The organism is Jiella endophytica (assembly GCF_004519335.1).
Taxonomy (GTDB): Bacteria; Pseudomonadota; Alphaproteobacteria; order Rhizobiales; family Rhizobiaceae; genus Jiella; species Jiella endophytica.
This window is the reverse complement of sequence record NZ_SOZD01000003.1, coordinates 192,039-215,793: the sequence shown is the minus strand read 5'-3', so window position 1 is coordinate 215,793 and position 23,755 is coordinate 192,039. Positions and strand designations below refer to the sequence as shown.

The following is a 23,755-nucleotide window of genomic DNA, read 5'->3' as shown; positions in this document are numbered from 1 at the left end:
CCTGCGCCGCCTCATGTCGTGCCGGTCGCTTCGGCGTCAGACGGCGAGGTCGTTGTCGGCCTCCTCGTCCGGGCTCTCGTCGGGGATCGCCGTGGCGAGCCCGAAGGTGAGGACGCCGAGACGGCCGACGATCATCAGGGCGATGATCACCAGCTTGCCGATGACGCTGAGCTCGCTCGTCAGGCCCATCGACAGGCCGACGGTGCCGATCGCCGAGACCGCTTCGAACACCAGCTTGTCGAAGGCTGCTGCCGGCTCGGACAGGCCGAGCAGGAACACCGCGACGGCCAGCGCACCGCAATAGCAAGCGAGCGAGGTGGTCGCCGCCTGAAGCTGCGCCGGTGGCACCTCGCGCTTGAAGAAGCGCACCGAATTCCGTCCCTTCAGCGTCGAGCGGACCAGCCCGATCAGCGCCGCGAAGGACGTCGTCTTGAGGCCGCCGCCGGTGCCGGCGGGCGAGGCGCCGACGAACATCAGGAACAACAGGACGACGATCGTCGCCCGCGAGACGCTGCCGATGTCGATGGTGTTGAAGCCGACCGTCGTCGAGGCGCTCATCGCCTGGAAGAACGCCGCTTGCAGCCGCTCCCAGGCCGGCATGCCGGCGATCGACGGCTCTGCAAGGAAGATCAGCAGTGTCCCGACCACGAGGAGCAGTGCCGTCATCCGTGCGATGACCTTGGTGGCGAAGGCGAAATGGCGAGCCTTGCCGGCGATCCTTCTGACGATGTCGGTGACGACGATGAAGCCCATGGCGCCGATGATGCTGAGCGCCGAGAGCGTCAGGTTGAGCGGCACGTCGGCGACATAGGGCGCGAAACTGTCCGACCTGAGGCTGAAGCCGGCGGTGCAGAAGGCCGAGACCGAATGGAAGATGGCGCTGAACAGCGGCCGCGTCTCGCCGCCGGTCTCGAGGATCGGATAGAGCACCGCCGCCCCGACTGCCTCGCAGGCGAAGGTGAACAGGATGACCGAGCGGATGAACAGCGCCGGGGTGATCGAATCCGGCAGGGAGTAGGCGGTTTTCGCCGTCTTCTCCTGGGTTTCGCTGAGATGGTCGCGCAGCGACAGAAACAGGAAGGAACTGCCGGTCATATAGCCGATGCCGCCGAACTGGATCAGCAGGAGCACGACGATCTGCCCGGCGAACGTGTAACTCGTGCCGGTGTCGATGGTGGAAAGTCCGGTGGTCGAGACCGCCGAGACGGCGGTGAACAGCGTGTCGAGCGCCGACAGCGGCTTTGCCTGGGCAAAGCCGAAGGAGAGCCCGACCCAGCCGGCGACGATGTAGGAGAGATAGCCGAGAAGCAGCAGCTTCGCCGGCCCCGCCCGCTCGCGGGAGACCTCCGCCGGCGACTTCTCGACGCCGACGGCGATCTTGAGCGACTGAAGCGATTTCTGGAGATCCATGGGCAGGCGTTTCCGGCAGCGAGCATGACGTCGAACGCCCGCCCCCGGAGCCTTGCGGCAAACGGGCACGGGCGGTGTGGCGACGCGCCGGTTCCGCACCTGCCGGACGCATGGTCGCAATCATAGGGGGGCGGCAAGGCTCGACCATTGCGGCGGGCGCGGCCGCGGCGAAAAAGACTCGGCCGGGCGAAGGGAGCCCGGCCGTTGCAGGCCGATGGCCTCGCGTCCGCGAGAGCGCCGTGCGCCCGAATGGACGCCGCATAGGACGCTCCAACTTATTGAATCACCGCATCGTGCTTTTCAGAAAATCGCTTTCGATTTTCGGGCCGACGCTGTCGCGGGCCAGCCCGCCTTCGAGACGCCCGCCCGCAGAATGCCCGTCGGTGGCCCGCCGCCCGCGCTCAGTTGAAGCGGGTCGTGGTGCCTTGCGCCGGGCCCTTGTTGGCCGGGATCGAGGTCGGGCCGCTGCCGGAGGTTGCGCCCGACGCCGGGGCGGCCTGGCCGCCGGCCGCATCGCCGCCGGCCGCCGGCTGGCTGTCGCTCGAACCCTTTGGCTCGGGCATGGCCGCGCCCTTGTCCGCGGGCTCGGCCTTGTCGGGCGTCGCCGCGTCGCCGCTGGCCGGCGGGTTGCTCGGCGGCTGGCCGGTCGAAGGGGCGTTGGCGGTGCCCTCGACGGCGTCCTTTCCCTCGCTCGGCTCCATCGGCGAGCCGGGCGACATCTCGGCCGGCTCCGAGCCCTGCGGGGCGTTCGCCCCGGTCGGCGGCGGCGAGGGGCCGGTGTCCTCCGACTGCGGGACCGGCTGGACGGTGCCGCCGAGATCCTCGCTTCCGGTGCCGGCCGGCTGCTCCTGCGACTTGTATTCGGCGCCGCCGTCCTTGCCGCCGGGCGCCACCGACTGGCCGATCGCCTCTTTCGAGACCGGCGCGGCGGATGGCGCCGGCTGGGCGGCATCCTGGTCCGGCCCGGTGACGGCGGCCGGCTTCGCCTCGCCGAGGAGGATCGCCTGCTTCGGGCCGGGATCCGGCGCCTTGCCGTCCTCGGTCAGCCCGACGAGATAGTGGTCGAGCAGCTTGTAGCCCCCGAGCGGCTTGTTGTTGCCGAGATGGCAGGTGCCGCAATGGGCCTTGGCGGGGTCGCCGAGCGGTCCCTTGCGATTGTCCGGGAACACCGTCTTCAAGGGCTCGATGTAGTTGGTGTTGACGTCCCGGGCCATGCGGATGCCCCAATAGGCGATCCAGCGGTAGGGGGTGGACTGCTCCCAGTCTCGGAAGGCGCGGGAGTTGTGGCAGTAGGTGCAGTTGACGCCCATCGAGTTCGCCATCTGCATCATGAAGAGATAGAGGTTCTCGGCGTCCTGCTCCTGGGCGACCTCGGCCTTGCCGCCGACCGCGACGAGCGGATCGCTCGACTGGATCTGGGCGCTGGCATGCTCGTCCATCAGATATTTGTCGTAGGGAACGTCCGGGAAGAACTGCCGGATCGTCTTGGCCTCGAGATGCCATGGCCGCCGCTTGCCCATGAAGCGGTCGCTCGAGGGCTCGTTCTGCTCGTACCAGGTCCAGGGCGGGATGTTCTGGCCGCGGTGGCAGGTGTAGCAGGTGACGCCCGAGGGGGCGACGTGCTCGGGCCACTTCGAATTGATGTGCCGGACCATCTCCAGCATCTTGCGGGCGACGACCTTGGTGTAGCGGTCGTCGCTGGCGAAGCCCTCGTCGGATTCGAGGTTGTGGCAGTATTCGCAGCCCTGTTCGGGCGAGACCCATTCGGTGATCGCCAGCATCAGCCGGGTGAACTCGGCGTCGGTCAGGCCGCCGAGCACCTGGACGTTCTGATAGACCTCGCTGGCCTTCGGGCTGCCTTCGTTGTCCGCCGCTTCCAGCGGCTCCGGGCGCCGGCTGTAGGGCAGCTGGCGATCGGCATCCTTGAACTGCACCATCTCGATCGCGGCGGGGCCGGTCTCGATGGATTCGATCGGCGGCAGCACCCAGGGCGGCACCGTCAGCCCGAGTAGCACCAGGACGATGGCGAGGATCCCGACGATCATCGGGCTGGAGCGGACGTGTTTCCGGGTCATTGGATCACACTCCGAGCGGCTTCGTCGGGGATCGGGAAGGACGGATAGACGGAGGGATAGCTCGGCGCGATGCCGTGCTTGACGCCCCACAGATACCAGTTGTCGACCACGGTGCCGGTGAGGAGCACGCCGATCGCACCGGTGAAGGTGGTCAGCACCGCGAACCACCAGGCCCAGCGGTGGATCGATTCGAAGGTGGCGTTGAAGCCCATCGTCCAACGCCAGAACAGCGCGCCGCGCTCAGCCGCGGTGCCGCGGTCGACGATCTCCTCGGCCTCGCGCTCGCCGCCGAAGCGCGACACCGCGAGGATGGTCGCGCCATGCATCGCGAAGAGCATCGTCGAGCCGTAAAGGAAGACGATCGAGAGCATGTGGAACGGGTTGTAGTACCAGTTGCCGTAGAGCACCGAGACCGAGGCCGTCCAGTTCAGATGGGTGATGATCCCGAAGGGCACGGCCTCCGACCACGATCCCATCAGGATCGGCCGGAACAGGCCGAGCGAGAGATAGAGGAAGATCGCCGAGGCGAAGGCCCAGCTGGTGTGGGTGCCCATGCCGAGCGCTCTGGCGCGGGTGTAGCTTCTCACCCACCAAAGAAGGATCGAGGTGGTCAGGAAGAAGCCGGCGAGGATCCACCAGCCGCCGTCGCCGAGCGGCACCAGCGGGTTCAGCCCGTATTTCGCCGGCGGCGGATCGAGCGACAGGAAGGCGAGGTTGCGCACGAAGGCGTAGGGGTCCCAGTCGACCGAGGCCCACATGTTGAGGCCGATGATCTCGATGGCGATGAAGCCGAAGGCCAGCGAGGCGGCCCCGGACCAGCCGAGATAGAGCGGCCCGAGCTGCGGATCGCCGATCTTGCCGAGCCAGTAGGAGAAGCTCTTGGCCTGGATGCGGGTGTCCGAGGAGTGCCTCAGCGGCACCCCGGGATCGAACGGTCCGCGAACCTGGATCCGGTTGTAGATCGAAGCATAGGAACCCATCGTGCCGCCTCCCTCAGTAAGCGATGTTGCCGATGGCGGCAGGGGTCTTCAGGAAGAAGTCGAAGAAGTACGGCCATCCCTTGTCCCAGAAGGGACCGGAAATGATGATGCAGACCGCGCTCCAGAAACCGGCGTTCAGGGCGAAGAACAGGCCGAGCCGGTGGATGCCGTAGGGGCCGACGGAGTAGCAGATGTAGTCGCGGAAATAGGCGTTCTCGTGCTCGCCGTATTTCACGCTCTCGCCCTTGCCGGGATTGACCGCGCCGAGGATGACGCCGGCGTGGAGGCCGAGAAACATCGTGGTGGTGAAGAAGAACGTCACCGCCAGCATGTGCGCCGGATTGTAGTGGAAGTGCAGGAACTGGTAGCCGACGTTCGACACCCAGTCGAGATGCGACATGATCCCGTAGGGAAAGCCGTGGCCCCAGGCGCCGAGCAGCAGCGGCCGGATCACCACCAGCGAGACATAGGCGAGGACGGCGAAGGAATAGGCGATCGGCACGTGCCAGCCGATGCCGAGCTTGCGACAGATCTCGATCTCGCGCAGCGCCCAGGAGACGAAGGCGCCGACCGCGCACATGGTGACCAGCTGCCAGGTGCCGCCCTCGTCGAGGGGCGCAAGGCCCAGCCCGTATTTGATCGATGGCGGGTTGACCGAGAAGGCGAAGACGTTGGTCGCGTCGCCCTGGCTGATGTCGTAGAACATCAGCAGCGAGCCGAGCAGCGCGAAGAACACCGCCGTCACGCCGAAGAAGCCGACATAGAAGGGACCGACCCAGAAGTCGAAGAGGTCGCCGCCGATCAGCGTGCCTCCGCGCACCCGATATTTGCGTTCGAACGACAGCATCGCCATGGCGTTTGTCCCATCTCGTCAGGCCGGATTCGGGCCGTGCCCCGACCGGGTTCCGGCGGGAGCCCGGCGGATCCGGGACGGCGAAGGACGCCGTCCCGATTGGTCGTGATCTCTGCTTCAGCCGATGCGCAGCGGCGTTTCGATCTGGCTGGTCTGCGCCCCGCCGCCCGGCGGGTTCGGATTGGCCAGCCAGTTGAAACGGGCCGTGGACAAGAGGATGAAGTGGATCAGCAGCGCCAGCACCATCAGGAAGGTGAACAGGCCGATCAGGGCCCGGCGCGCATCGAAGAGCAGCCACATTCTCCACATGGTTCGATCTCCTAGCTGAGCATCGTGAGAAGTGGCTTGACCGCCTCGAGACTCGCCGAGCTCACCTCGGGGGTCTGAAGCCAGGGGCGCCAGATCCAGACGAGAATGTGCGCGACGACCGCGACGGCCGTGAAGACCAGGAAGGAGGTGAAGAAGAGTCCGTGGAACTCCTGCGCCTCCCTCTCGGTCATACCGGAAAGCGTTCCCGCCTCCCGGCCGGTAATGGGGTCTACCATGTTCCTTTCTCCTTGTTTCCCGGGATCTCCGGGCCGGCCGCGGCTTGGCAGGCGCGGGCGGCTCCGAAGCTTCGTTGTCCTCGACGGCGCTATCGCATGAAGGCGAAGGGGAGGACGGAGTTGGCTGCGGCCCTGGCGTCGCGGAACACGGCGAAGACGCCGCCGCGCTCCGTCGGCACCGGCCGCAGACGAGCCGGCAAGAGGCGCGAGACGAGCGCGACTGCGAGGAAGATCGGATAGGTCACGGCGAAGAGGATCCGGTATTCCTGCTGGTCGGCCCGGAAATTCGACAGGCCGTGGCGTTCGACGAGGCTCATTTCGGGTTCTCCCTGGCTGTTCCTGCATTGCGGTCTGGCATCGAAGAGGGGGCGGTCATGGCGCGGTCTCCGCGGCCATGTCCGGCGCGATTGCCGCCATGTGGCGCGGCTCGACGGTGGCGGAGCCGGCCCGCCTTGCCTCGGCTTCGGCGGCGTCGCGCAGCCGGCGCGCGGCGGAGATCCGCACCAGCACCGGCTCGCGCTCCAGCGCGGCCTGCAGCATGTCGTTGGCGCCGGGCGACCAGGCGAGTTCCTCGGCCCGCGCAGCGCCGCCGGAGCGGCCTCTCGCAGGCGTCGCGGCGACCTTGTCCATCTCGGTGCCGAGCGGCAGGATGTGGAAGAGCGCGTCGAACAGGGCGTTGCAGACTTCCTGAACGAGCCAGGTCGCGCCGGAATAGCCCATGAAGGGGGTGCCGGTGTGCCGCCGGATCGCCGCGCCGGGGAAGGACGCGGCGATGAAGGTGCCGCGCCCGCCGGCTTCGGCGAGATACATGCGTTCGTTGTAGCTGCCGAAGAGAACGAGGGGCGGGGTCTCCCTGACCATCCGCCGGACGTCGTCGTTCAGCGTCTTCCTGCCGGAGAGCCTCGGGACCGCGAAGCGGCAGGGAAGGCCCATTTCGTCTTCGAGGAAGTGCCGCACGCCGCGGGCATAGGTCTCGTTGGCGACGATGGCGAAGCTCGCCGTGCCGAAGAAGTCCTGGGTGACCGACCGCCAGAGATCCCAGAGCGGCTTGATCGTCGTGTGCTTCTCGCGCTCGATGAAGGGCTCGGGGTCGAGGCCGAGCATCTCGCCGAGCTTCCGCAGGAAGGCCGTCGTCGAATGCAGCCCGATCGGCGCCTGCAGATAGGGCCGCTCCAGCGCCTCGCAGAGCTGGCGGCCATATTCGCGGTAGAGGCAGACATTCGCCTCGGCGAGAGTGAGCTTCGGGATGTCCCGCAAATGGGAGCCGAGCGGGAAGACGAGGTTGACCTCGGCGCCGATCCCCTCGATCAGCCGGCGGATCTCGTGAAGGTCGGAGGGCATGTTGAACATGCCATAGGCCGGGCCGATGATGTTGATCTTCGGCTTCTCGCCCTCCCTGCGCTCCCTCGGCGCCGGGATCTTTCCCTTCTTCGGGCCGTATTCGGTCAAGAGCCATTTCAGCGCCCGGTCGGCGCACTGCCACTGGTCCTCGTCGATGGTGCGCGGCAGGAACCGCTTGAGGTTGGTGCCCTCCGGCGTCACCCCACCGCCGATCATCTCGGCGATCGACCCGGTGACCACCACCGAGGGCTCGGCCGGATCGAGCGTCCCGTGGGCGCGCTTCATCGCCCCCTCGGTGCCGGTCTGGCCGAGATTGTCCTCCGACAGGCCGGTGACGACGATCGGCAGTTCGTGCGGGGGCAGCGCGTCGGTGTAGTGCAGCACCGAGGTCACCGGCAGGTTCTCGCAGCCGACCGGGCCGTCGACGACGACCTGCAGGCCCTTCACCGCGGTGAAGACATAGACCGCGCCCCAGTAGCCTCCCGCACGATCGTGATCGAGGACGAGCATCAGGCGTCCCCCATCCCGGTATCATAGGCGGCGGTCTTGCCGGTGGCGCGCACCGGCACGTCGGCCCGGCGCTTCGGCGCGGCAGGCTTGTTGGGAACGTTCTCCCAGACGCCGGCGGAATAGCCTTCGCCGACGCCCTCGAAAAAGGCCTTCATCGTGTCGAAGCGCGATTTCGAGGCGATCGCACCATTGATCACCTCGGCGAGGGACCCGGCGCCGGCCGGCCCCATCAAGGGCCGCGAGGAAATCAGATTGGTGAAGTAGAGCGCCGGCGTGCCGGATTGCTTGGCCTTCTGGACGACGGGCGTCGTGCCGATGGCAAGGTCCGGCGAAAAAGCCTCGAAGGCGGCGAGATCGTCCTCCAGCGAAGCGCGGAACTTCACCGTGACGCCCTTCGCCTCGAGCCATTCGCGGTCGGCGGCCGACCACGGCGTCTTCGGGCAGGCCGTGCCGACATAGCGCACGTCCGCGCCGCTCTCGACGAGCAGCCGCGCGACGAGCAGCTCCGATCCCTCGTAACCGGAGAGGGTGATCCGTCCGTCGATCGGCGATCCGGCGAGCGCGCCACGGATCGCCGGGAGGATGGCGTTCTGGGCGGCGGCCACGCGGCTCGCCGGCACGGCGGCGGCCTCGCCGATCCGAGACAGCCACTCCGCCGTGCCTTCCACCCCGACCGGGGCGGAGCCCACCACGGGCCGGCCGGCCGTCTCGAATTCGCGTATTGACGCGGTGTAGAAGGGATGGATCGCCGCTGCGACGGTGCAGTCGAGCGCCGCATAGAGCTCGCGCCACTCGCGGGTCGGCACCACCGGCCCGGCAACAAGCCCCATCGGCTCGACGAGCCGGCCGATCACCATCGGGTCGGCGGGGAACATCTCGCCGAGCAGCGCGACGCTCGGCTTGTCGCTCAGCGGCGCCGCGGGCGCTGCCACCGGCCCCTGTTCGGCCTCGCCTCTTGCATAGGCGAGCATCGCGCCGGCGAGGATGTCCTTCGCTTCGGCATGGGTCGGCACGCCGAAGCCGGGAACGTCGATGCCGATGATCCTGACGCCGTCGATTTCTTTTGGCAGCAGCCGCAGCGGCACGCCTGAGGCGGTGGGGACGCAGAGATTGGTGACGACGATGGCGTCGTAGAGCGCCGGATCGGCGAGCTGGTGGACCGCCTCGCGGATGTCCTCGAACAGCTTGCCGGTGACCAGCGTCTCGGAATTGAACGGCACGTAGCCGACGGTGCGCCGGGCGCCGTAGAAATGCGAGGTGAAGGTGAGGCCGTAGACGCAGCAGGCCGAGCCGGACAGCACCGTCGCCGTGCGGCGCATCCTCAGCCCGACGCGCAGGGAGCCGAAGGCCGGGCACATCGACTGGGGCTGGTCGTGCGGCCCGGCCGGATAGTCCCTGGCATAGCGCTCGAGGATCTCGCTCTGTCCTGCCTTCGCCGCCGCGGCGCGCATCTCCGCCTTGCCGCCATGGCAGGAGGCATCGCCCTCGCGGGGCGCCGGCCCGGCAGCCGACGTGTCGCCATCGGTGGTCGTGCCGCCAGCCTCGCCGCGCTTCAGGTCGATGTCGGAGAAGTCCATCGCCCGGTCCTCACGCGTTGTCGTAGACGACTTCGAGGGACGGGCGCGCGGCGATTGGCCGGCCCATCATGTCGGCAAGGCTCGCCGGCTGGAGCGTCACCTCGCGGCCGGTCTCCTCGTCGGAGAACAGCGCCAGCAGCCCGTCCTGATCGAGCGGCGTCGGGTGGAGCGGCGGCGCCTCGGCGACATTGGTCGCGAGCGTCTCGAACAGCGGCGCCCAGCGGCCGCCGGGCATGCCGACGATCTGATAGTTCGCGCTCTTGCGGCGGATGTCCTCGTCAGCCGGGATCGCCGACAGAACCGGAATGCCCACGGATTTGGCGAAAGCGGCTGCCTCGCCGGTGCCGTCGTCCTTGTTCACCACCATGCCGGCAACGCCGACATTGCCGCCGAGCTTGCGGAAATATTCGACCGCCGAGCAGACATTGTTGGCGACGTAGAGCGACTGCAGGTCGTTCGAGCCGACGACGATGACCTTCTGGCACATGTCGCGGGCGATCGGCAGGCCGAAGCCGCCGCAGACCACGTCGCCGAGGAAGTCGAGGAGGACGTAGTCGAAGCCCCATTCGTGGAAGCCGAGCTTTTCGAGGAGCTCGAAGCCGTGGATGATGCCGCGCCCGCCGCAGCCGCGGCCGACCTCGGGGCCGCCGAGCTCCATGGCGAAGACGCCGTCGCGCTTGAAACAGACGTCGGAGATGTCGACTTCCTCGCCGGCGGCCTTCTTGGCGGACGAGGTCTGGATGATCGTCGGGCAGGCCTTGCCGCCGAAGAGCAGCGAGGTGGTGTCGGACTTCGGGTCGCAGCCGATGAGCAGCACGCGCTTGCCCTGGCTCGCCATCATGTAGCTGAGATTGGCGAGGGTGAACGACTTGCCGATGCCGCCCTTGCCGTAGATCGCGATGATCTGCGTCTCCTTGGTGACCGGGCCGGTGGCGACGGCGTCGGGCTCTGCCGCAGCTTCCGCCCGCAGCCGCTCCGCCATGGCGCCGGCCGGTCCCGTCGCGCTTTCGAGATGTCGCAGCGCGTTGGTCACATCGTTCTCCAGTCCAGGATCATTTTGAGGCACTCGGCGTCCTCGAAGGCAGTCCGGTAGGCGGACTTGGCCTCGCTCGGGCGGCCGGTGTGAGTGACGAGCCCGTCGAGGGAGAGCCGGCCGTCGGCAAGGAGCCGCGTTACCGCCTCCATGTCCTCGGGCCGCCATTCCGCGGCGATCTTCATCCGTGCCTCGCGCATGAAGGCGGGCGGGAAGGCGAAGGAGACGGGCTTCTTGTAAAATCCGGCGAGCACGATCTCGCCGCCGCGGCCGAGCCGCGGCACCAGGCTGTCGAGAATCGCCGAATCGCCGGAAACGTCGAGGATCTGGCGATAGTCCGTCCGCTCGTCTTCCTCGGGATCGATGACGGCATAGCCGCTCGCGGCGCCGCGCCTGGCCCTGGCGGTCTCCCAGACGATCGGCTGGCCGCCGAGGCCGACGACGATGCGGGCGGCAAGCCTGCCGAGGGCGCCGTGGCCGACGATCAGCTCCGGCAGGTCGCGGCCGGAGGCGCGCACCGCATGATGCGCCGTTGCGGCAAGCGCGAGGAGCACCGCCTCGTTGCCGAGGAACTCTGCGACCGGAACGAGCCGGCCTTCCGGCAATTGCACATGCGAGGCGGAGGCGCCGAACAGGCCCCTGGCGCCGGCAAAGCCGTTGGAGCCCGGGACGAAGACCCGGTCGCCCGCCTTCAGCCGGCGGGCCTCGCCTGCGTCGACGACCTGGCCGACCGCCTCGTAGCCCGGCACCAGCGGATAGCCCATGCCGGGAAAGGCCGGCATCTCGCCGGACCACAGCAGCCGTTCCGTGCCGGTGGAAATGCCCGAGGCCTCGATCTCGACGACGACGTCGCCGGGCTGCCGCGCCGCCAGTGCCAGCCGCTTGATGCCGAGCTGGCGGGGCTGGTCGAAGACGATGGCGTCGGATTGCGTGACCACGGAAGAACTCCTCGCTTGACTGTCAGTTTAAATTGACACTTCAAACTGTCAAGTAAAAGCGACATTGCGGCGCGGAATCTCGCCGAGCACCATGCCCGTGGCGACCGGCAGAGCCGTCGGCACCTCGTGGATGCGGCTAAGCCCGGCTTCGCTCATCAGCCGGCCGATCTCGCGGGGCGTGCGCGGCCGGCCGCGGCCCATGGCGAGCAGGTAGAAGCCGAAATAGGCATCGGCGATCGCCGCCGAATCGTCCGATCCGGCCATCGGCTCGGCGACCAGCACGACGCCGCCAGGCCGCAGCACCTCGCGGGCCCGGGTGAGCAGCTTCAGTGCCTCGGCGTCTTCGTGGTCGTGCAGGATGCGCACGAGAGTGACGAGATCGAAGCCGCCCTCTGGAAAGGGATCGGTGAAGAAGTCGCCCTGATGGACGGTGATGCGCCGGCCGAAGCGGGTGTCGCCGATGCGCTGCCGGGCGATTTCGGCGACCGCCGGCAGTTCCATCAGATGCAGTTCGATATCCGGATGCCGCGCCGCCACCCTGCGCAGGAAGCGGCCGTCGCCGCCGCCGAGATCGAGCATGCGCTTTGCCCAGGAGAGGTCGTAGGAGCCGAGCACCTCCTCGGCGACGATGTCCTGGCTGGCCGCCATCAGGTCGGTATAGGCCGCGACGTCGCCGTCCCCGGGCGGCGTGCCGCCGGGCGCTGCGGCATAGGGCCAGAGCTTCGACAGCCGGGTCGGCGGGCCGTTGCCTTTCAGCAGCGCCACCGGGTCGGAGAGGTCCCGATAGACGTCCTTGTGATGGCGGATCATCGCCTCGGCGCCGGGATTGCCGACCAGCGCCGCACCGAGCGGGCCGAGGCCGTAGACGACCTCCTCCTCGCTGTCGTCGATCTCGACGAGATCGATGGCGGCAAGCGCCCGCAGGAGCCGTTCGGCAGCCTCGGGGGCAAGGTCCGTCGCCGCGGCGATCTCGGGCAGGGTGCGGGGGCCGCGCTTCAGGCGGTCGAACAGGCCGAGTTCGACGGCCGCTGCGAGCGCCTGCGAATAGACGAAGCCGGCGACGAGATCGAACAGCCGCCGCGAACTCCGCCTGGCGAAGGGCCGGGTGAGCCAGAACCGCGCGGCGCCCTGCTGGAAGGCCGGATCCGCCAGCTTGCGGTTGCGGAAGTCGCGCCAGCGGTCCCGGCTCGGCCTGAAAAAGCGTCGAAGTTCCCGGATCGGCGCCGCCCAGCCGGACGGTCGGTGGGAGAGAGGCGTCGCGGATCCTGTGGTCGACATGAACGTCAATCCTTTTGGACAGGTCTATCTGTCAAATTTATTGGACAACCAGATTGCGCCCGTGTCAATCTCGCTTGCGGTGGTACCGAGGATGGACAGATGCATGTTGCGATCGTCGGCGCCGGGGTCGGAGGGCTGGCAGCTGCGGTGCGGCTCGCCGCCAGCGGGCTCGCGGTGACGCTTCTGGAAGCCGGTCAGAACCCCGGCGGCAAGCTGCGCGAGGAGACGGTCGCCGGCCGTCCGGTCGATGTCGGTCCCACGGTCTTCACCCTGCGCGACGTCTTCGATGACGTTTTCGCGAGCGCCGGCGAGCGCCTCGACGATCACCTGAAGCTGATACGCTCCGAGACGATCGCCCGGCATGTCTTCGCCGACGGATCACGGCTCGATCTCTTTGCCGATGCGGCGCGCTCCGAGGCGGCGGTCGCGGCCTTTTCCGGCGAGCGTTCGGCGCGGGAATATCGCGCCTTCTGCCGGCGGGCGAGCGATGTCTGCGAAACGCTGTCGCCGATTTTCATGCGCGCCGAGCGCCCCTCCGGCCCGCTGGCCCTGATGGCGCGGGCCGGGCCCGTTGGCCTGCCGGCGATCCTCAGGATCGGCGCCGAAACGACGCTGTGGAAGTCGCTGTCCAAGGCGTTTTCAGACCCGCGCCTTGCCCAGCTCTTTGCCCGCTATTCGACCTATAACGGCTCTTCGCCCTTCCTCGCGCCGGCAACCCTGATGCTCATTGCCGAGGTGGAAAAATCCGGCGTCTGGCTGGTCGATGGCGGCATGAAGCGCCTCGCCGACGCTTTGGCCGCCCTTGCGGCACGCTGCGGCGCGACGCTGCGCTTCGGCGCGCCCGTCGCCGCGGTCGAGGCTGCAGGCGGCCGGGTCTGCGGCGTGCGTCTTGCCAGCGGCGAGCGGATCGCCGCCGACGTCGTCCTCTCCAACGCCGACGTCGCAGCGCTCGCGGCCGGCAGGCTCGGCCCGGCGGCGCAAGCGGCCGTCGACCCGCCGCTGAAGCGCCCCGAGCGCTCGCTCTCGGCGCTGACGATGGCCTTCGAGGCGCCGGTGCGCGGCATGGCGCTGTTGCGCCACAACGTCTTCTTCTCGGCCGACTACGCCCGCGAGTTCGACGAGATCCTCGAGCTGCGCCGGCTGCCGAGCGATCCAACCGTCTATGTCTGCGCCTCCGATCGCGACGATCGCGGCGTCCTTTCGGCCGAGGCCGCGCGGCGCGGCGCCGAGCGGCTCTTTCTGATCATCAACGCGCCGGCCGATGGCGACGGGGCGGGCTTTTCCCCAAAGGAGGTCGAGCGATGCGTGAGCGCGGCATTCTCCAGGCTCAAGGCTTCGGGCTTGCGGGTGGACCGGCCGGACGATCCGGCGATCAGGCTTTCGACGCCCTCAGATTTCGAGACGCGCTTTCCGGCGACGGGCGGAGCGCTCTACGGGCGGGCCTCGCATGGGTCGACGGCTTCGTTCCGGCGTCCCGGCGCCAGAACGAAGCTCGCGGGCCTCTATCTCTGCGGCGGCAGCGTCCATCCCGGGGCTGGCCTGCCGATGGCGGCGCTGTCGGGCAGGATCGCGGCCGAGGCCATCCTGGCGGACCGCGCTTCGACCAGACGGTCCCGCCCGGCGGCTACGCCTGGTGGTATGTGGACGCGCTTTCTGCCGACGGCCGGCATTCCCTCACGCTGATCGGCTTCGTCGGCAGCGTCTTCTCGCCCTATTACCGGCTGGCCGGGCGCCGGGCGCCGGAGGACCACGTCTCGATCAATGTCGCGCTCACCGGCCCCTCGGCGAAGCGCTGGACGATGACCGAGCGAAGGCGCGGCCTGCTGCACCGCGATGCCGGCACCCTTCGCGTCGGCCCGAGCACCATGCGCTGGGACGGCAGCGGCCTCACCGCCGAGATCGACGAGGTGACACCGCTGATCCCGCGGCGGGTGAAGGGCACCGTCCGGCTCTATCCGGAAGCCGTCGTCAACCACCCGGTCGCCCTCGATGCCGAGGCGCGCCACTGCTGGTGGCCGATCGCCCCTTGCGCCCGTGTCGAGGTCGATCTCGAAGAACCGGCGCTCGCCTGGTCCGGCAGCGGCTATTTCGACTTCAACACCGGCGAGGTGCCGCTGGAAGAAAGCTTCCACCGCTGGAACTGGTGCCGGGCAGGGGGGCCGGAGGGCACCATCGTGCTCTACGATCTCCTCGACCGGGACGACCAGTCCTGTTCGCTGGCGATCCGCTTCGATCCGAGGACCGGCGTCAGCGACTTCGAGGCGCCGCCGCCGGCGCGGCTCGACAAGAGCTTCTGGGGCATGCGGCGCTCCACCCGCTGCGAGCGGGGGGTGACGGCGAGGGTGATCGAGACGCTGGAGGATTCGCCCTTCTACACCCGCTCGGTCGTCGCCACCCGGCTCCTCGGGCGCGACGTCACCGCGATCCACGAGAGCGTCGATCTCGACCGTTTCGCCAATCCGGTGGTCCAGGCGATGCTGCCCTTCAGGATGCCACGCCGCTTCGTCTGAGAAACGGCACGGTCCGCGGGCGGTCGGCTTCGGTGATCGGCGCGGGAAGCGGCCCCCATTGTCGCGCCCCTCCCGGACGCGTTATGCCGCAGGGGAGCGACACTGCCGATACTCTCCAGCCGCAAGGAACGACGATCCGCCATGGCCCGCCCGAACTTCCTCATCATCATGGTCGATCAGGCCAATGGCACATTGTTTCCGGACGGGCCGGCGGATTTTCTTCACATGCCGCATCTGAAAGCGCTGGCGAAGCGCTCGACCAGATTCCGCAACAGCTATACCGCGAGCCCGCTCTGCGCCCCGGCGCGGGCCTCCTTCATGTCCGGCCAGCTGCCGTCGCGCACGCGGGTCTACGACAACGCCGCCGAATTCCAGTCGGCGATCCCGACCTACGCCCACCACCTTCGCCGCGCCGGCTATCACACCTGCCTTTCCGGCAAGATGCATTTCGTCGGTCCGGACCAGTTGCACGGCTTCGAGGAGCGGTTGACCACCGACGTCTACCCCGCCGATTTCGGCTGGACGCCGGACTATCGCAAGCCAGGCGAGCGGATCGACTGGTGGTACCACAATCTCGGTTCGGTCACCGGTGCCGGCGTCGCCGAGATCACCAACCAGATGGAATATGACGACGAGGTCGCCTTCAACGCCGAGCAGAAGCTCTACGACCTGTCGCGCGGCCACGACCAGCGACCTTGGGCGCTGACGGTCTCCTTCACCCATCCGCACGATCCTTACGTCGCGCGGAAAAAATTCTGGGATCTCTACGAGGACTGCGAGCATCTCGATCCCGAGGTGGCGCCGATCCCGCTCGACGAGCAGGACGCCCATTCGCGGCGCCTCTACGCCGCCAACGACGCGGCGAAGTCGGAGATCACGGCCGAGAACGTCCGCCGGGCGCGGCGCGGCTATTTCGCCAATCTCTCCTATCTCGACGAGAAGATCGGCTCGATCCTCGACGTCCTGAAGCGCACCCGTATGGACGAGAACACCATCGTCGCCTTCGTCTCCGACCATGGCGACATGCTCGGCGAGCGCGGCATGTGGTTCAAGATGTGCTTCTACGAGGGGTCGGCCCGGGTGCCGATGATGATCGCAGCGCCTGGACTCGACCCGCGCCTTGTTGAGGATCCGGTCTCCACCATCGACATGACGCCGACGCTTTGCGATCTCGCCGGCATCGACATGAGCGAGATCATGCCCTGGACCGACGGCCACTCGCTGAAGCCGACGGTGAACGGCGACGGACGGCCCGAGCCGGTCTATATGGAATATGCCGCAGAAGGCTCCTATGCGCCGCTGGTCTCGATCCGGGAAGGCAAATGGAAGTTCAATCACTGCGAGATCGACGCGCCGCAACTCTTCGACATCGAGGCCGATCCCCGCGAGTTGACCAATCTCGCCGGCGATCCGGCCCATGCCAAGACGCTGATGGCATTCGAAGAGAAGCTGCGGGCGCAATGGGACATGGCCCGCTTCGATGCCGAGGTGCGTGAGAGCCAGGCCCGGCGCTGGGTCGTCTACGAGGCGCTGAGAAACGGTGCCTACTATCCCTGGGATCACCAGCCGCTGAAGAAGGCATCGGAGCGCTACATGCGCAACCACATGGATCTCAACGTCGTTGAGGAAAACGCCCGCTTCCCGCGCGGGGAGTGAGGCTTCGGGCCGGCAGGAAATCACCGTCCCCCGCTACTCTCGAAAGGCTGCGCCGGCCCGGCAGATGCTGTGAGTCGATGACGCAGAGCGTGCTTCGAGCGTCCGGTTGGACGCGCGTCGCTCTATCGCCCCCGCCAGGCGTCCTTCACATGCACCGGCCAGCGCCGGGGCATGACCGCGACAATATCGAACCGCACCGACAGCCGCGAAAAATCCCTCTGCCGCGACAGCCAGATGTCGGCGGCGGCCTCGATTCGCCGTTGGGCATGGGGGCCGACGGCCTCCATCGCTTCGATCAGCGTCGGCCGCGCCTTCACCTCGACGACGGCGACGAGATCGCCGCGCCTCGCGATGATGTCGATCTCGCCGAGCTTGGTGCGGTATTGCCGCGCGATGATGCGATAGCCCTTCAGCCGGAGTGCCCACGCCGCCAGTGTCTCGCCGCGATGGCCGCGGGAGAGAAGCCGGCGCCGCCGCGCGGCCCCCGCTTCCGCTGGCGGGCGCCGGCGGATCATTTTCCCTTCATGTCGAGGGCGCGCTGATAGAGATCGCGGCGAGGAAGGCCGGTGAGCCGCGCCGCCTCCTGGGCGGCCTTGGCCGGCTTCATCTCGCCGAGCAGGCCGGCGAGGATCTGGTCGGCGTCTTCTCCCGCGGCCACGGTCTCCTCGGCCGGCGGTCCGATGCAGACGACGATCTCGCCGCGCACCTCGGCCATCGCGGCAAATTCCGCGGCAAGCTCCGGTAGCGTGCCGCGATAGACCGTCTCGTGCAGCTTGGTGAGTTCGCGGCAGACCGCAGCCGGCCGATCGGGAAAGACCTCTGCCATCGCCGCGAGGCTGGCGGCGATCCGGTGCGGCGCCTCGAAGAAGATCAGCGTGCCCGGCACCCGGATCAGCGCTTCGAGGCGCTCGCCGCGGGCCTTTTCCTTCTGCGGCAGGAAACCGGCGAAGAAATAGGCGTCCGAGGGCAGGCCGGAGGCGACCAGTGCCGTCGTCGCCGCCGAGGCGCCGGGGATCGGCACCACGCTCACCCCTGCCGCATAGGCCTCCTGCACCAGCCGGTAGCCGGGATCTGACACCAACGGCGTGCCGGCGTCGGAGACCAGCGCGACGGATTCCCCCGCTGCCACCGCCTCGATCAGTGCCGGCCCTGCTTCGGCTGCATTGTGCTCGTGATAGGGCGTCATCCGCCGCTCGATGGCAAAGCGCTGCAAGAGCTTGCCGGTCACCCGCGTGTCCTCGCAGGCGAGCCGGTCGGCGCCGGCGATGATCTCCAGCGCCCGGATGGTGATGTCGGAGAGGTTGCCGATCGGCGTTGCGACGAGATAGAGCCCCGGCTCGGGTTTCGGAGCGGGTCGGACGGTGCCGAAGAGGGTGTAGATCGGCGGGGAGGAGGGAGCGGTCATGGCGCTAGGCTTACACGAAGCCGTAGTCGGATGCGAAACGACTCCACTCACTCTTTGCCGGTCCGTGAGCAATGCGGGAGCCGGTCACCGTCGAAGAGCAACCGCCAGGCGCTGCGCGATCTGCCCGACCACCCGCTCGAACACGGCCGGCGAGCCCATGGCGCGCGACAGGACGATCGCGCCCTGAATGCCGGCAACGGCATCCTCGGAAAGATCGCGGGCAAGAGCAGGCGGCACGCCGCCCGTCACGAGAGCGGCCACCAGAGCGTCGATCCATCGGGCGAAATAGCCAGAGAGCGTCGCGGCGAAGCGGTTGCCGCTCTCCGACAGGCCGAGTGCGCCGACGAGGCACACCCGCTGGCCGGTGCGGAAATAGGCCGTCACCGCCGCAAGCATCGCCGCGATAGCCGCCTCCGCCTCGTCCGTCGCCTCGAGCGGGGCAAAGATTTTTCTCTCGAACCAGCGGTCGATGTCGGCGAGGACCGCCGCCATCATCTCTTCCTTGCCGCCGGGAAAGAAGTGATAGAGGCTGCCCTTGCCGAGCCCCGTCGCTTTGGAGATCAGCGACAGACTAGCACCCTCGTAGCCATGTTCGCGAAACACTTCGGCGAGCGGCGCGATGGCGTCGCTGCGTTCGGCGACGGTCCGCGCCATTTTCAGGCCACACGCCGAAGGGGCGACGACGGGACGCCCCGGGCGATGTCGCGCGACCGGATGAGGGGATCGAGACGAGGCAACGGCAAAGCGGGCCCCATGTCAGAGCCCGAGGTCGCTCAGCGAGGGATGATCCGCCGGTCTCGTCCCCGCCGGCCAGTGGAACCTGCGGTCGGCTTCGCGGATCGGCAGGTCGTTGATGGAGGCGAAGCGCAGCTGCATCAGGCCCTCATCGTCGAACTCCCAGTTTTCGTTGCCGTAGGAGCGGTACCACTGGCCGCTGTCGTCGTGCCATTCATAGGCGAAGCGCACGGCAATCCGGTTCCCGTCATGGGCCCAGACCTCCTTGATCAGCCGGTAATCGAGCTCTTTGGCCCATTTGCGGGTGAGGAAGGCGACGATCTCGGCCCGGCCGCGGATGAACTCGGCGCGGTTCCGCCAGACGCAGTCCTCGGTATAGGCGAGCGACACCCGCTCCGGATCGCGGGAATTCCAGGCGTCTTCGGCGGCGCGGGCCTTCTGCGCGGCGGTCTCGGCGGTGAAGGGCGGAAGGGGCGGGCGAGCCATGGCGCGGTCCTGTACCGATCGGATGAGTGTTGACCGATCGGTACAGAGATGGATCGGAGCTGTCAATCGGGCGCGCCGGGCGTGCCGGCCGGGGCGTATGTCAGGTCACCCGTCAGCCCGTCTTGCGGGGGCGCCCGCCCTTCCTGCCGTTGGCTCGGGCCGCAGCGGCCTTTGCCGGTGATTGTGATCGTCCGCCCTTGGACTGGACCTCTCTCATGAAGCCGGCGGTGCCGAAGATGCCCGCCATCAAACCGGGGATTGTGAAGTCGACATTGAGCTTTTCCCAGTGCAGCCCGTAGCTGCCGAGCAACTCGACTTCGGCGAGGTCCTCGTCTGCCGCATCCTCGAGGTCTTCGAGTGCCCTTGCCGGCACCATGAAGGCCGAGCCGTTGGTGAACTCCACGACGATCCGTCCGGAGGCCCTGTCGTATTGGACGGTCTTGGGCATGGGGCGATCGGCCCGGTCCGCCTCGGCGCGCTCCATCGCGGCTTCGACCTCCGCCGGCGGAAATTCGAAATCAGCCATGATGCTTCCTCCATTCGTCGAGCAGAAACGCTTGATGGCCCGCGACCAACGCGCTTGCCCTGCGCAATTCGCCTCGGCGCATCGTGCTGAGGATCAGTCGCGGCGCGGGTCCAGATATGTCGATCTTCGCTTCGCCATCGCCGAACACGTGCATATGGGCGGGCGAGTGATCGTCCTTGAAGATGACGACGCGCAGAGCGCCGTGGCGAAGTACCGTGACCATGCCACGAAACTAACCCGTCTAGTTGGGTTTTTGAAGGGGGAAAAACTCACCGCAGGATCGGATCGAGGATCGGCAGGCTGACCAGCGCGGACCCCGCAATCAGCGCGATGCAGGCCCAGCGGAAGACGCTCTCGCGGGCAAGGCCGAACAGCCGCGTGCCGGCAAAGAGCCCTGCCGCATAGAGCGGGCCCGTCGCGACGATCAGCGGCAGCAGCGCCCGGATGAACAGGCCGCCGACGGCGTAGCTGACGACGGTGAAGACCGTCGAGACGGCGAAATAGGCAACGATGTTGGCACGCACCACCTTGCCGGCCCGCGGCGAGCCGAGCCAGTAGGCGACGACCGGCGGCCCGCCGGTGCCGGCGGCGCCGCTGAAGACGCCGGAGACCGTGCCGACCGCAATGGTGAGCAGCGTTTTGGGCCGGCCGTGATAGCGCCATCCCGAGGCGAGCAGCACCAGCAGGATGACGACGACCGAGGCGATGAACCAGCGGACGGCGAGCGGGCTCGCGACGGTCAGCAGCAGCGTCCCGAGCAGCACGCCGATGGCGCCGCCGATCGCCATGACGGCGACGCTCGGCGCCTCTGCCTTCCTCAGGGCGCCGGGAAGGAGCCCGAGCGCCGCCACCGCGTCGATCACCAGAAGCACCGGCGCCGCCAGCTTCGGCCCGACGATGGCGCTCGCCAGCGGCACGAAGATCAGCGCTGCGCCGAAGCCGGAAAAGCCGCGGGCAAGCCCGGCGACGAAGGCGGTCGCGACGATGAAGAGGAGGCCGGATTGCGTCAGCCCGGCCGGCAGGAGATCGAACATCGGCGGGCCGCTCCGATGATCCTCAGGCGAGGTCGGCCACCACCGCGTCGAGCACGAGCATGCCGGCGGGCGTCGCCCGGATGCGGTCCGGACCGAGCCGCTCGATCATGCCGTGGGTGGCAAGGTCCGCCTCGCTCGCCCGGTCGATGTCGCGGCCGGCGAGCTTGCGCCAGCGGGCGAGATCGATGCCCTCGGTGAGGCGAAGCCCCATCAGGAGCAGTTCGTCGGCCTGTTCCTCGAGGCTCAGTGGTTCGTCGGTGGTGGCGCCTGAATCCCAGCTCTCGACCATCTTCAGCCAGGTCTCCGGCAGCGGCTCGTTGGCAATCGCATGGCGATGGCCGTTCTCGCCCTTGAGGCGCCCATGGGCGCCCGGGCCGACGCCGGCATAATAGCCGTAGCGCCAATAGGTGAGGTTGTGGCGCGATTCCGCCCCCGGCACCGCATGGTTGGAGATCTCGTAGGCCGGCAGGCCGCGGACGGCCGTCAGCTGCTGCGTCGCCTCGTAGAGTTCGGCCGAGAGCTCACCGTCCGGCACCTTCAGCTTGCCGGCCTTGTAAAGGTCGAAGAACGGCGTCCCCATCTCGATGGTCAGCTGGTAGAGCGACAGATGGTCGGCGGCGAGATCGATCGCCTGATTGAGCTCGGCCTCCCAGGCCTCCACCGTCTGGTTCGGCCGGGCATAGATCAGGTCGAAGGACAGCCGCGGAAAGATCTCCCGGGCCAGCCTGATCGCTTCCAGCGCGGCATTCACGTCATGCAGCCTGCCGAGCCGGCGAAGGTCCGGGTCGTTCAGCGCCTGGACGCCGAGCGAGACGCGGTTGACCCCCGCCGCACGGTAGCCGCGGAATCGCGAGGCCTCGACGCTGGAGGGGTTGGCTTCGAGCGTCACCTCGGCGTCCGGCGCGATCGTCCAGTTTGCCGCCACGGCATCCATCAGCGCCCCGACGGTCTCGGGCGCCATCAGGCTCGGCGTACCGCCGCCGAAGAAGATCGAGGTGACGGTCTCGCCCTTCGAGCGCCGCGCCGCCTCCTTCAGCTCCCGCTCGAAGGCCGCGACATAGCGCGGCTGGTCGACGGGGGAGCGCCGCACATGGCTGTTGAAGTCGCAATAGGGGCATTTCGCCGCGCAGAACGGCCAGTGGATATAGACCCCGAACCCCGGCAGGGCCGGCGCCTTGGCGAAGGGCAGGACGTCGGAAGGCTTGTGCGGCGCGATCAGGTTCATCCCGTCCCCTTCATTCCACCCCGAGGGCGAGCTTGGCGAATTTCTGGAAGGCCCGGGCCCGGTGGGAGAGGGCGGTCTTCTGGCCGGGCACCCAGGCATGCTTTTCGGCCGACATCATCTCGCCGAAGGTGCGGCTCTCGCCGTCGGGCAGGAAGATCGGGTCGTAGCCGAAGCCTTTGTCGCCGACCGGCGGCCAGACGATCGTGCCGTCCACCTCGCCGCGGAAGAACATCGGCTCATGGCCAGGGCGCGCGAGGCACAGGACGGCGACGAAGGTGGCGCGGCGCTTGTCGGGCGTCGTCGCGCCGGCGGCCTGGAGCTTCTCCTCGACATTGCGCATCGCCATGGCGAAGTCTCTGTCCGGGCCGCCCCAGCGGGCCGAATAGATGCCAGGGTCGCCGTTCAGCGCCTCGATGGCAATACCGCTGTCGTCCGACAGCGAGGCGAGGCCTGTCGCATTCAGAGCCGCCAGCGCCTTGATCTCGGCATTCGCCTCGAAGGTCGTGCCGGTCTCCTCCGGGTCGTCGAGGCCCTTGTCGGCCGCCGAGGTCACCTCGAAGCCGAAGGGCTCCATCAGCTCGCGGATTTCCCAGATCTTGCCCTTGTTGTGGCTGGCGACGAGCAGCGGCCCGACTTCCGGCGAAAGCAGCGCCATCAGTGCTCTCCGAGAACCTGGCGCTGGGTCTCGACGAGCTCGCCAATGCCCTTGCGGGCGAGCTTTAGGAGGTTGAGGAACTCGTCTTCCGAAAAGGGCGCGCCCTCGGCGGTGCCCTGGATCTCGACGATGCCGCCGGCACCGGTCATGACGAAATTGGCGTCGGTCTCGGCAGTGGAATCCTCGGCATAGTCGAGGTCGAGCACCGGCTCGTTCTTGTAGATGCCGCAGGAGACGGCGGCGACATGGCCGAGAAGGACGTCGTGGCGCTTCACCATCGAGCGCTCCTCCATCCATTTCAGACACTCCGACAGCGCCACGAAGCCGCCGGTGATCGCCGCGGTGCGGGTGCCGCCGTCGGCCTGCAGGACGTCGCAGTCGACGGTGATCTGCCGCTCGCCGAGCGCCTGCAGGTCGACGATCGATCGCAAGGAGCGGCCGATCAGCCGCTGGATCTCTTGGGTCCGGCCGGACTGCTTGCCCTGGGCCGCCTCGCGGCGCATCCGATCGCCGGTCGCCCGCGGCAGCATGCCGTATTCGGCGGTCACCCAGCCCTTGCCGGTGTTCTTCAAAAACGGCGGGACCCGCTCTTCGAGACTCGCCATGCAGAGCACCTCGGTGTTGCCGAAGCGCACGAGGCAGGAGCCCTCGGCATGGCGCGAGACGCCGGTGTCCATGGTCACGTCGCGCATGGCGTCGTTGGGGCGTTTCGATGGGCGCATGGCGGTGGCTCGCTTTTGCTTCGAATTTGAATGGTTAACGGAGTGTTATTGCGCCGGGCTTGTATCGGGAAAGCTGCGGGCACGCAAAGGGTTCGCCGGCGATGTTTCCGCCGCGCGCCGGACATTCTTCGTTGCAACCCGGGCCCGTGATAAAGGCGACACCCCGTCTACTTCGCTATCGGGATAGACGGGGATCAGGGCTTCATCGACGTAGCTAAGATTCGATCCGGAAAGCAGTGCCATCCGGCAGCCATCGCCAAC

The 23,755-nt window shown here is 68.0% G+C and carries 25 protein-coding genes; 3 read left to right on the top strand and 22 right to left on the bottom strand.

Annotation, left to right across the window (positions count from 1 at the left end):
* Positions 1–36 precede the first annotated feature (36 nt).
* The 12 genes from E3C22_RS10935 to E3C22_RS10880 all read right to left on the bottom strand — a co-directional run bounded on the left by E3C22_RS10935 (position 37) and on the right by E3C22_RS10880 (position 12,540).
* On the bottom strand, positions 37–1,410 hold the full coding sequence (locus E3C22_RS10935; protein WP_134762060.1) for a TrkH family potassium uptake protein: 1,374 nt from the start codon (positions 1,408–1,410) through the stop codon (positions 37–39).
* Between the two features lie 401 nt (positions 1,411–1,811).
* Positions 1,812–3,485, bottom strand: a complete 1,674-nt coding sequence (gene pufC / locus E3C22_RS10930) for a photosynthetic reaction center cytochrome PufC (protein ID WP_134762059.1) — start codon at positions 3,483–3,485, stop codon at positions 1,812–1,814.
* Positions 3,482–4,465 carry a photosynthetic reaction center subunit M gene (pufM, locus tag E3C22_RS10925; protein WP_134762058.1) on the bottom strand — a complete coding sequence of 328 codons (984 nt, stop codon included), beginning with the start codon at positions 4,463–4,465 and terminating at the stop codon, positions 3,482–3,484. Before pufM ends, pufC begins: the two co-directional genes overlap by 4 nt.
* Before the next feature lie 13 nt (positions 4,466–4,478).
* Positions 4,479–5,318, bottom strand: coding sequence for a photosynthetic reaction center subunit L (pufL, locus tag E3C22_RS10920; protein WP_134762057.1), 840 nt, complete (start codon positions 5,316–5,318; stop codon positions 4,479–4,481).
* Between the two features lie 117 nt (positions 5,319–5,435).
* On the bottom strand, positions 5,436–5,627 hold the full coding sequence (gene pufA / locus E3C22_RS10915) for a light-harvesting antenna LH1, alpha subunit (protein ID WP_134762056.1): 192 nt from the start codon (positions 5,625–5,627) through the stop codon (positions 5,436–5,438).
* A gap of 11 nt (positions 5,628–5,638) precedes the next feature.
* The gene (gene pufB, locus E3C22_RS10910) at positions 5,639–5,863 is read right to left on the bottom strand and encodes a light-harvesting antenna LH1, beta subunit (protein WP_134762055.1); all 225 of its coding nucleotides are present in this window, start codon (positions 5,861–5,863) and stop codon (positions 5,639–5,641) included.
* 89 nt (positions 5,864–5,952) lie between these two features.
* The gene (locus tag E3C22_RS10905) at positions 5,953–6,180 is read right to left on the bottom strand and encodes a hypothetical protein (RefSeq protein ID WP_134762054.1); all 228 of its coding nucleotides are present in this window, start codon (positions 6,178–6,180) and stop codon (positions 5,953–5,955) included.
* A gap of 55 nt (positions 6,181–6,235) precedes the next feature.
* Positions 6,236–7,714, bottom strand: a complete 1,479-nt coding sequence (gene bchZ, locus E3C22_RS10900; RefSeq protein WP_134762053.1) for a chlorophyllide a reductase subunit Z — start codon at positions 7,712–7,714, stop codon at positions 6,236–6,238.
* Positions 7,714–9,291, bottom strand: coding sequence for a chlorophyllide a reductase subunit Y (gene bchY, locus E3C22_RS10895; RefSeq protein ID WP_134762052.1), 1,578 nt, complete (start codon positions 9,289–9,291; stop codon positions 7,714–7,716). Before bchY ends, bchZ begins: the two co-directional genes overlap by 1 nt.
* Before the next feature lie 10 nt (positions 9,292–9,301).
* Positions 9,302–10,273: a chlorophyllide a reductase iron protein subunit X gene (locus tag E3C22_RS10890; protein ID WP_134762466.1), complete on the bottom strand. Its 972-nt coding sequence runs from the start codon at positions 10,271–10,273 to the stop codon at positions 9,302–9,304.
* A gap of 47 nt (positions 10,274–10,320) precedes the next feature.
* The gene (bchC, locus tag E3C22_RS10885) at positions 10,321–11,262 is read right to left on the bottom strand and encodes a chlorophyll synthesis pathway protein BchC (RefSeq protein ID WP_134762051.1); all 942 of its coding nucleotides are present in this window, start codon (positions 11,260–11,262) and stop codon (positions 10,321–10,323) included.
* Positions 11,263–11,310: 48 nt separating this feature from the next.
* Positions 11,311–12,540, bottom strand: coding sequence for a methyltransferase (locus E3C22_RS10880; RefSeq protein ID WP_134762050.1), 1,230 nt, complete (start codon positions 12,538–12,540; stop codon positions 11,311–11,313).
* A gap of 99 nt (positions 12,541–12,639) precedes the next feature.
* On the opposite strand from E3C22_RS10880, the gene crtD reads away from it, so the two are divergent.
* The 3 genes from crtD (at position 12,640) to betC (ending at position 16,706) form a co-directional block, all read left to right on the top strand.
* The gene (gene crtD / locus E3C22_RS10875; RefSeq protein WP_134762049.1) at positions 12,640–14,223 is read left to right on the top strand and encodes a 1-hydroxycarotenoid 3,4-desaturase CrtD; all 1,584 of its coding nucleotides are present in this window, start codon (positions 12,640–12,642) and stop codon (positions 14,221–14,223) included.
* Positions 14,181–15,050 carry a carotenoid 1,2-hydratase gene (locus E3C22_RS10870; protein WP_134762048.1) on the top strand — a complete coding sequence of 290 codons (870 nt, stop codon included), beginning with the start codon at positions 14,181–14,183 and terminating at the stop codon, positions 15,048–15,050. Before crtD ends, E3C22_RS10870 begins: the two co-directional genes overlap by 43 nt.
* A 141-nt stretch (positions 15,051–15,191) precedes the next feature.
* Positions 15,192–16,706 carry a choline-sulfatase gene (gene betC, locus E3C22_RS10865; RefSeq protein WP_134762047.1) on the top strand — a complete coding sequence of 505 codons (1,515 nt, stop codon included), beginning with the start codon at positions 15,192–15,194 and terminating at the stop codon, positions 16,704–16,706.
* Positions 16,707–16,828: 122 nt separating this feature from the next.
* Here betC and E3C22_RS10860 read toward each other — a convergent pair whose 3' ends face one another.
* The 10 genes from E3C22_RS10860 to rph all read right to left on the bottom strand — a co-directional run bounded on the left by E3C22_RS10860 (position 16,829) and on the right by rph (position 23,494).
* The gene (locus E3C22_RS10860) at positions 16,829–17,221 is read right to left on the bottom strand and encodes a YraN family protein (protein ID WP_134762046.1); all 393 of its coding nucleotides are present in this window, start codon (positions 17,219–17,221) and stop codon (positions 16,829–16,831) included.
* Complete coding sequence (gene rsmI, locus E3C22_RS10855) at positions 17,218–18,111, bottom strand: 16S rRNA (cytidine(1402)-2'-O)-methyltransferase (RefSeq protein ID WP_134762045.1); 894 nt, start codon at positions 18,109–18,111, stop codon at positions 17,218–17,220. Before rsmI ends, E3C22_RS10860 begins: the two co-directional genes overlap by 4 nt.
* An 84-nt stretch (positions 18,112–18,195) precedes the next feature.
* Positions 18,196–18,765 carry a TetR/AcrR family transcriptional regulator gene (locus E3C22_RS10850; protein WP_134762044.1) on the bottom strand — a complete coding sequence of 190 codons (570 nt, stop codon included), beginning with the start codon at positions 18,763–18,765 and terminating at the stop codon, positions 18,196–18,198.
* A gap of 102 nt (positions 18,766–18,867) precedes the next feature.
* Positions 18,868–19,332, bottom strand: coding sequence for a nuclear transport factor 2 family protein (locus tag E3C22_RS10845; RefSeq protein WP_134762043.1), 465 nt, complete (start codon positions 19,330–19,332; stop codon positions 18,868–18,870).
* Between the two features lie 112 nt (positions 19,333–19,444).
* Positions 19,445–19,858, bottom strand: a complete 414-nt coding sequence (locus E3C22_RS10840; RefSeq protein WP_134762042.1) for a DUF2442 domain-containing protein — start codon at positions 19,856–19,858, stop codon at positions 19,445–19,447.
* On the bottom strand, positions 19,851–20,081 hold the full coding sequence (locus E3C22_RS10835; RefSeq protein WP_134762041.1) for a DUF4160 domain-containing protein: 231 nt from the start codon (positions 20,079–20,081) through the stop codon (positions 19,851–19,853). Before E3C22_RS10835 ends, E3C22_RS10840 begins: the two co-directional genes overlap by 8 nt.
* A gap of 46 nt (positions 20,082–20,127) precedes the next feature.
* The gene (locus tag E3C22_RS10830; RefSeq protein WP_134762040.1) at positions 20,128–20,892 is read right to left on the bottom strand and encodes a sulfite exporter TauE/SafE family protein; all 765 of its coding nucleotides are present in this window, start codon (positions 20,890–20,892) and stop codon (positions 20,128–20,130) included.
* 22 nt (positions 20,893–20,914) lie between these two features.
* On the bottom strand, positions 20,915–22,117 hold the full coding sequence (gene hemW / locus E3C22_RS10825) for a radical SAM family heme chaperone HemW (protein WP_134762039.1): 1,203 nt from the start codon (positions 22,115–22,117) through the stop codon (positions 20,915–20,917).
* Between the two features lie 10 nt (positions 22,118–22,127).
* Entirely contained in the window at positions 22,128–22,772 is a 645-nt protein-coding gene (gene rdgB, locus E3C22_RS10820; protein WP_134762038.1) for an RdgB/HAM1 family non-canonical purine NTP pyrophosphatase, read from the bottom strand.
* The gene (gene rph, locus E3C22_RS10815; RefSeq protein ID WP_134762037.1) at positions 22,772–23,494 is read right to left on the bottom strand and encodes a ribonuclease PH; all 723 of its coding nucleotides are present in this window, start codon (positions 23,492–23,494) and stop codon (positions 22,772–22,774) included. Before rph ends, rdgB begins: the two co-directional genes overlap by 1 nt.
* Positions 23,495–23,755: the final 261 nt, after the last annotated feature.

Coding starts and splice junctions, on each gene's coding strand:
- bchZ (WP_134762053.1), bottom strand. CDS start 7,714: ATGCTCGTCCTCGATCACGATCGTGCGGGAGGCTACTGGGGCGCGGTC.
- crtD (WP_134762049.1), top strand. CDS start 12,640: ATGCATGTTGCGATCGTCGGCGCCGGGGTCGGAGGGCTGGCAGCTGCG.
- E3C22_RS10850 (WP_134762044.1), bottom strand. CDS start 18,765: ATGGCGCGGACCGTCGCCGAACGCAGCGACGCCATCGCGCCGCTCGCC.
- rsmI (WP_134762045.1), bottom strand. CDS start 18,111: ATGACCGCTCCCTCCTCCCCGCCGATCTACACCCTCTTCGGCACCGTC.
- E3C22_RS10935 (WP_134762060.1), bottom strand. CDS start 1,410: ATGGATCTCCAGAAATCGCTTCAGTCGCTCAAGATCGCCGTCGGCGTC.
- betC (WP_134762047.1), top strand. CDS start 15,192: ATGGCCCGCCCGAACTTCCTCATCATCATGGTCGATCAGGCCAATGGC.
- pufM (WP_134762058.1), bottom strand. CDS start 4,465: ATGGGTTCCTATGCTTCGATCTACAACCGGATCCAGGTTCGCGGACCG.
- hemW (WP_134762039.1), bottom strand. CDS start 22,117: ATGAACCTGATCGCGCCGCACAAGCCTTCCGACGTCCTGCCCTTCGCC.
- pufA (WP_134762056.1), bottom strand. CDS start 5,627: ATGTGGAGAATGTGGCTGCTCTTCGATGCGCGCCGGGCCCTGATCGGC.
- E3C22_RS10830 (WP_134762040.1), bottom strand. CDS start 20,892: ATGTTCGATCTCCTGCCGGCCGGGCTGACGCAATCCGGCCTCCTCTTC.
- E3C22_RS10880 (WP_134762050.1), bottom strand. CDS start 12,540: ATGTCGACCACAGGATCCGCGACGCCTCTCTCCCACCGACCGTCCGGC.
- E3C22_RS10835 (WP_134762041.1), bottom strand. CDS start 20,081: ATGGTCACGGTACTTCGCCACGGCGCTCTGCGCGTCGTCATCTTCAAG.
- pufL (WP_134762057.1), bottom strand. CDS start 5,318: ATGGCGATGCTGTCGTTCGAACGCAAATATCGGGTGCGCGGAGGCACG.
- rdgB (WP_134762038.1), bottom strand. CDS start 22,772: ATGGCGCTGCTTTCGCCGGAAGTCGGGCCGCTGCTCGTCGCCAGCCAC.
- E3C22_RS10860 (WP_134762046.1), bottom strand. CDS start 17,221: ATGATCCGCCGGCGCCCGCCAGCGGAAGCGGGGGCCGCGCGGCGGCGC.
- pufC (WP_134762059.1), bottom strand. CDS start 3,485: ATGACCCGGAAACACGTCCGCTCCAGCCCGATGATCGTCGGGATCCTC.
- rph (WP_134762037.1), bottom strand. CDS start 23,494: ATGCGCCCATCGAAACGCCCCAACGACGCCATGCGCGACGTGACCATG.
- E3C22_RS10890 (WP_134762466.1), bottom strand. CDS start 10,273: ATGGCGGAGCGGCTGCGGGCGGAAGCTGCGGCAGAGCCCGACGCCGTC.
- E3C22_RS10840 (WP_134762042.1), bottom strand. CDS start 19,858: ATGGCTGATTTCGAATTTCCGCCGGCGGAGGTCGAAGCCGCGATGGAG.
- bchY (WP_134762052.1), bottom strand. CDS start 9,291: ATGGACTTCTCCGACATCGACCTGAAGCGCGGCGAGGCTGGCGGCACG.
- pufB (WP_134762055.1), bottom strand. CDS start 5,863: ATGGTAGACCCCATTACCGGCCGGGAGGCGGGAACGCTTTCCGGTATG.
- E3C22_RS10845 (WP_134762043.1), bottom strand. CDS start 19,332: ATGGCTCGCCCGCCCCTTCCGCCCTTCACCGCCGAGACCGCCGCGCAG.
- E3C22_RS10905 (WP_134762054.1), bottom strand. CDS start 6,180: ATGAGCCTCGTCGAACGCCACGGCCTGTCGAATTTCCGGGCCGACCAG.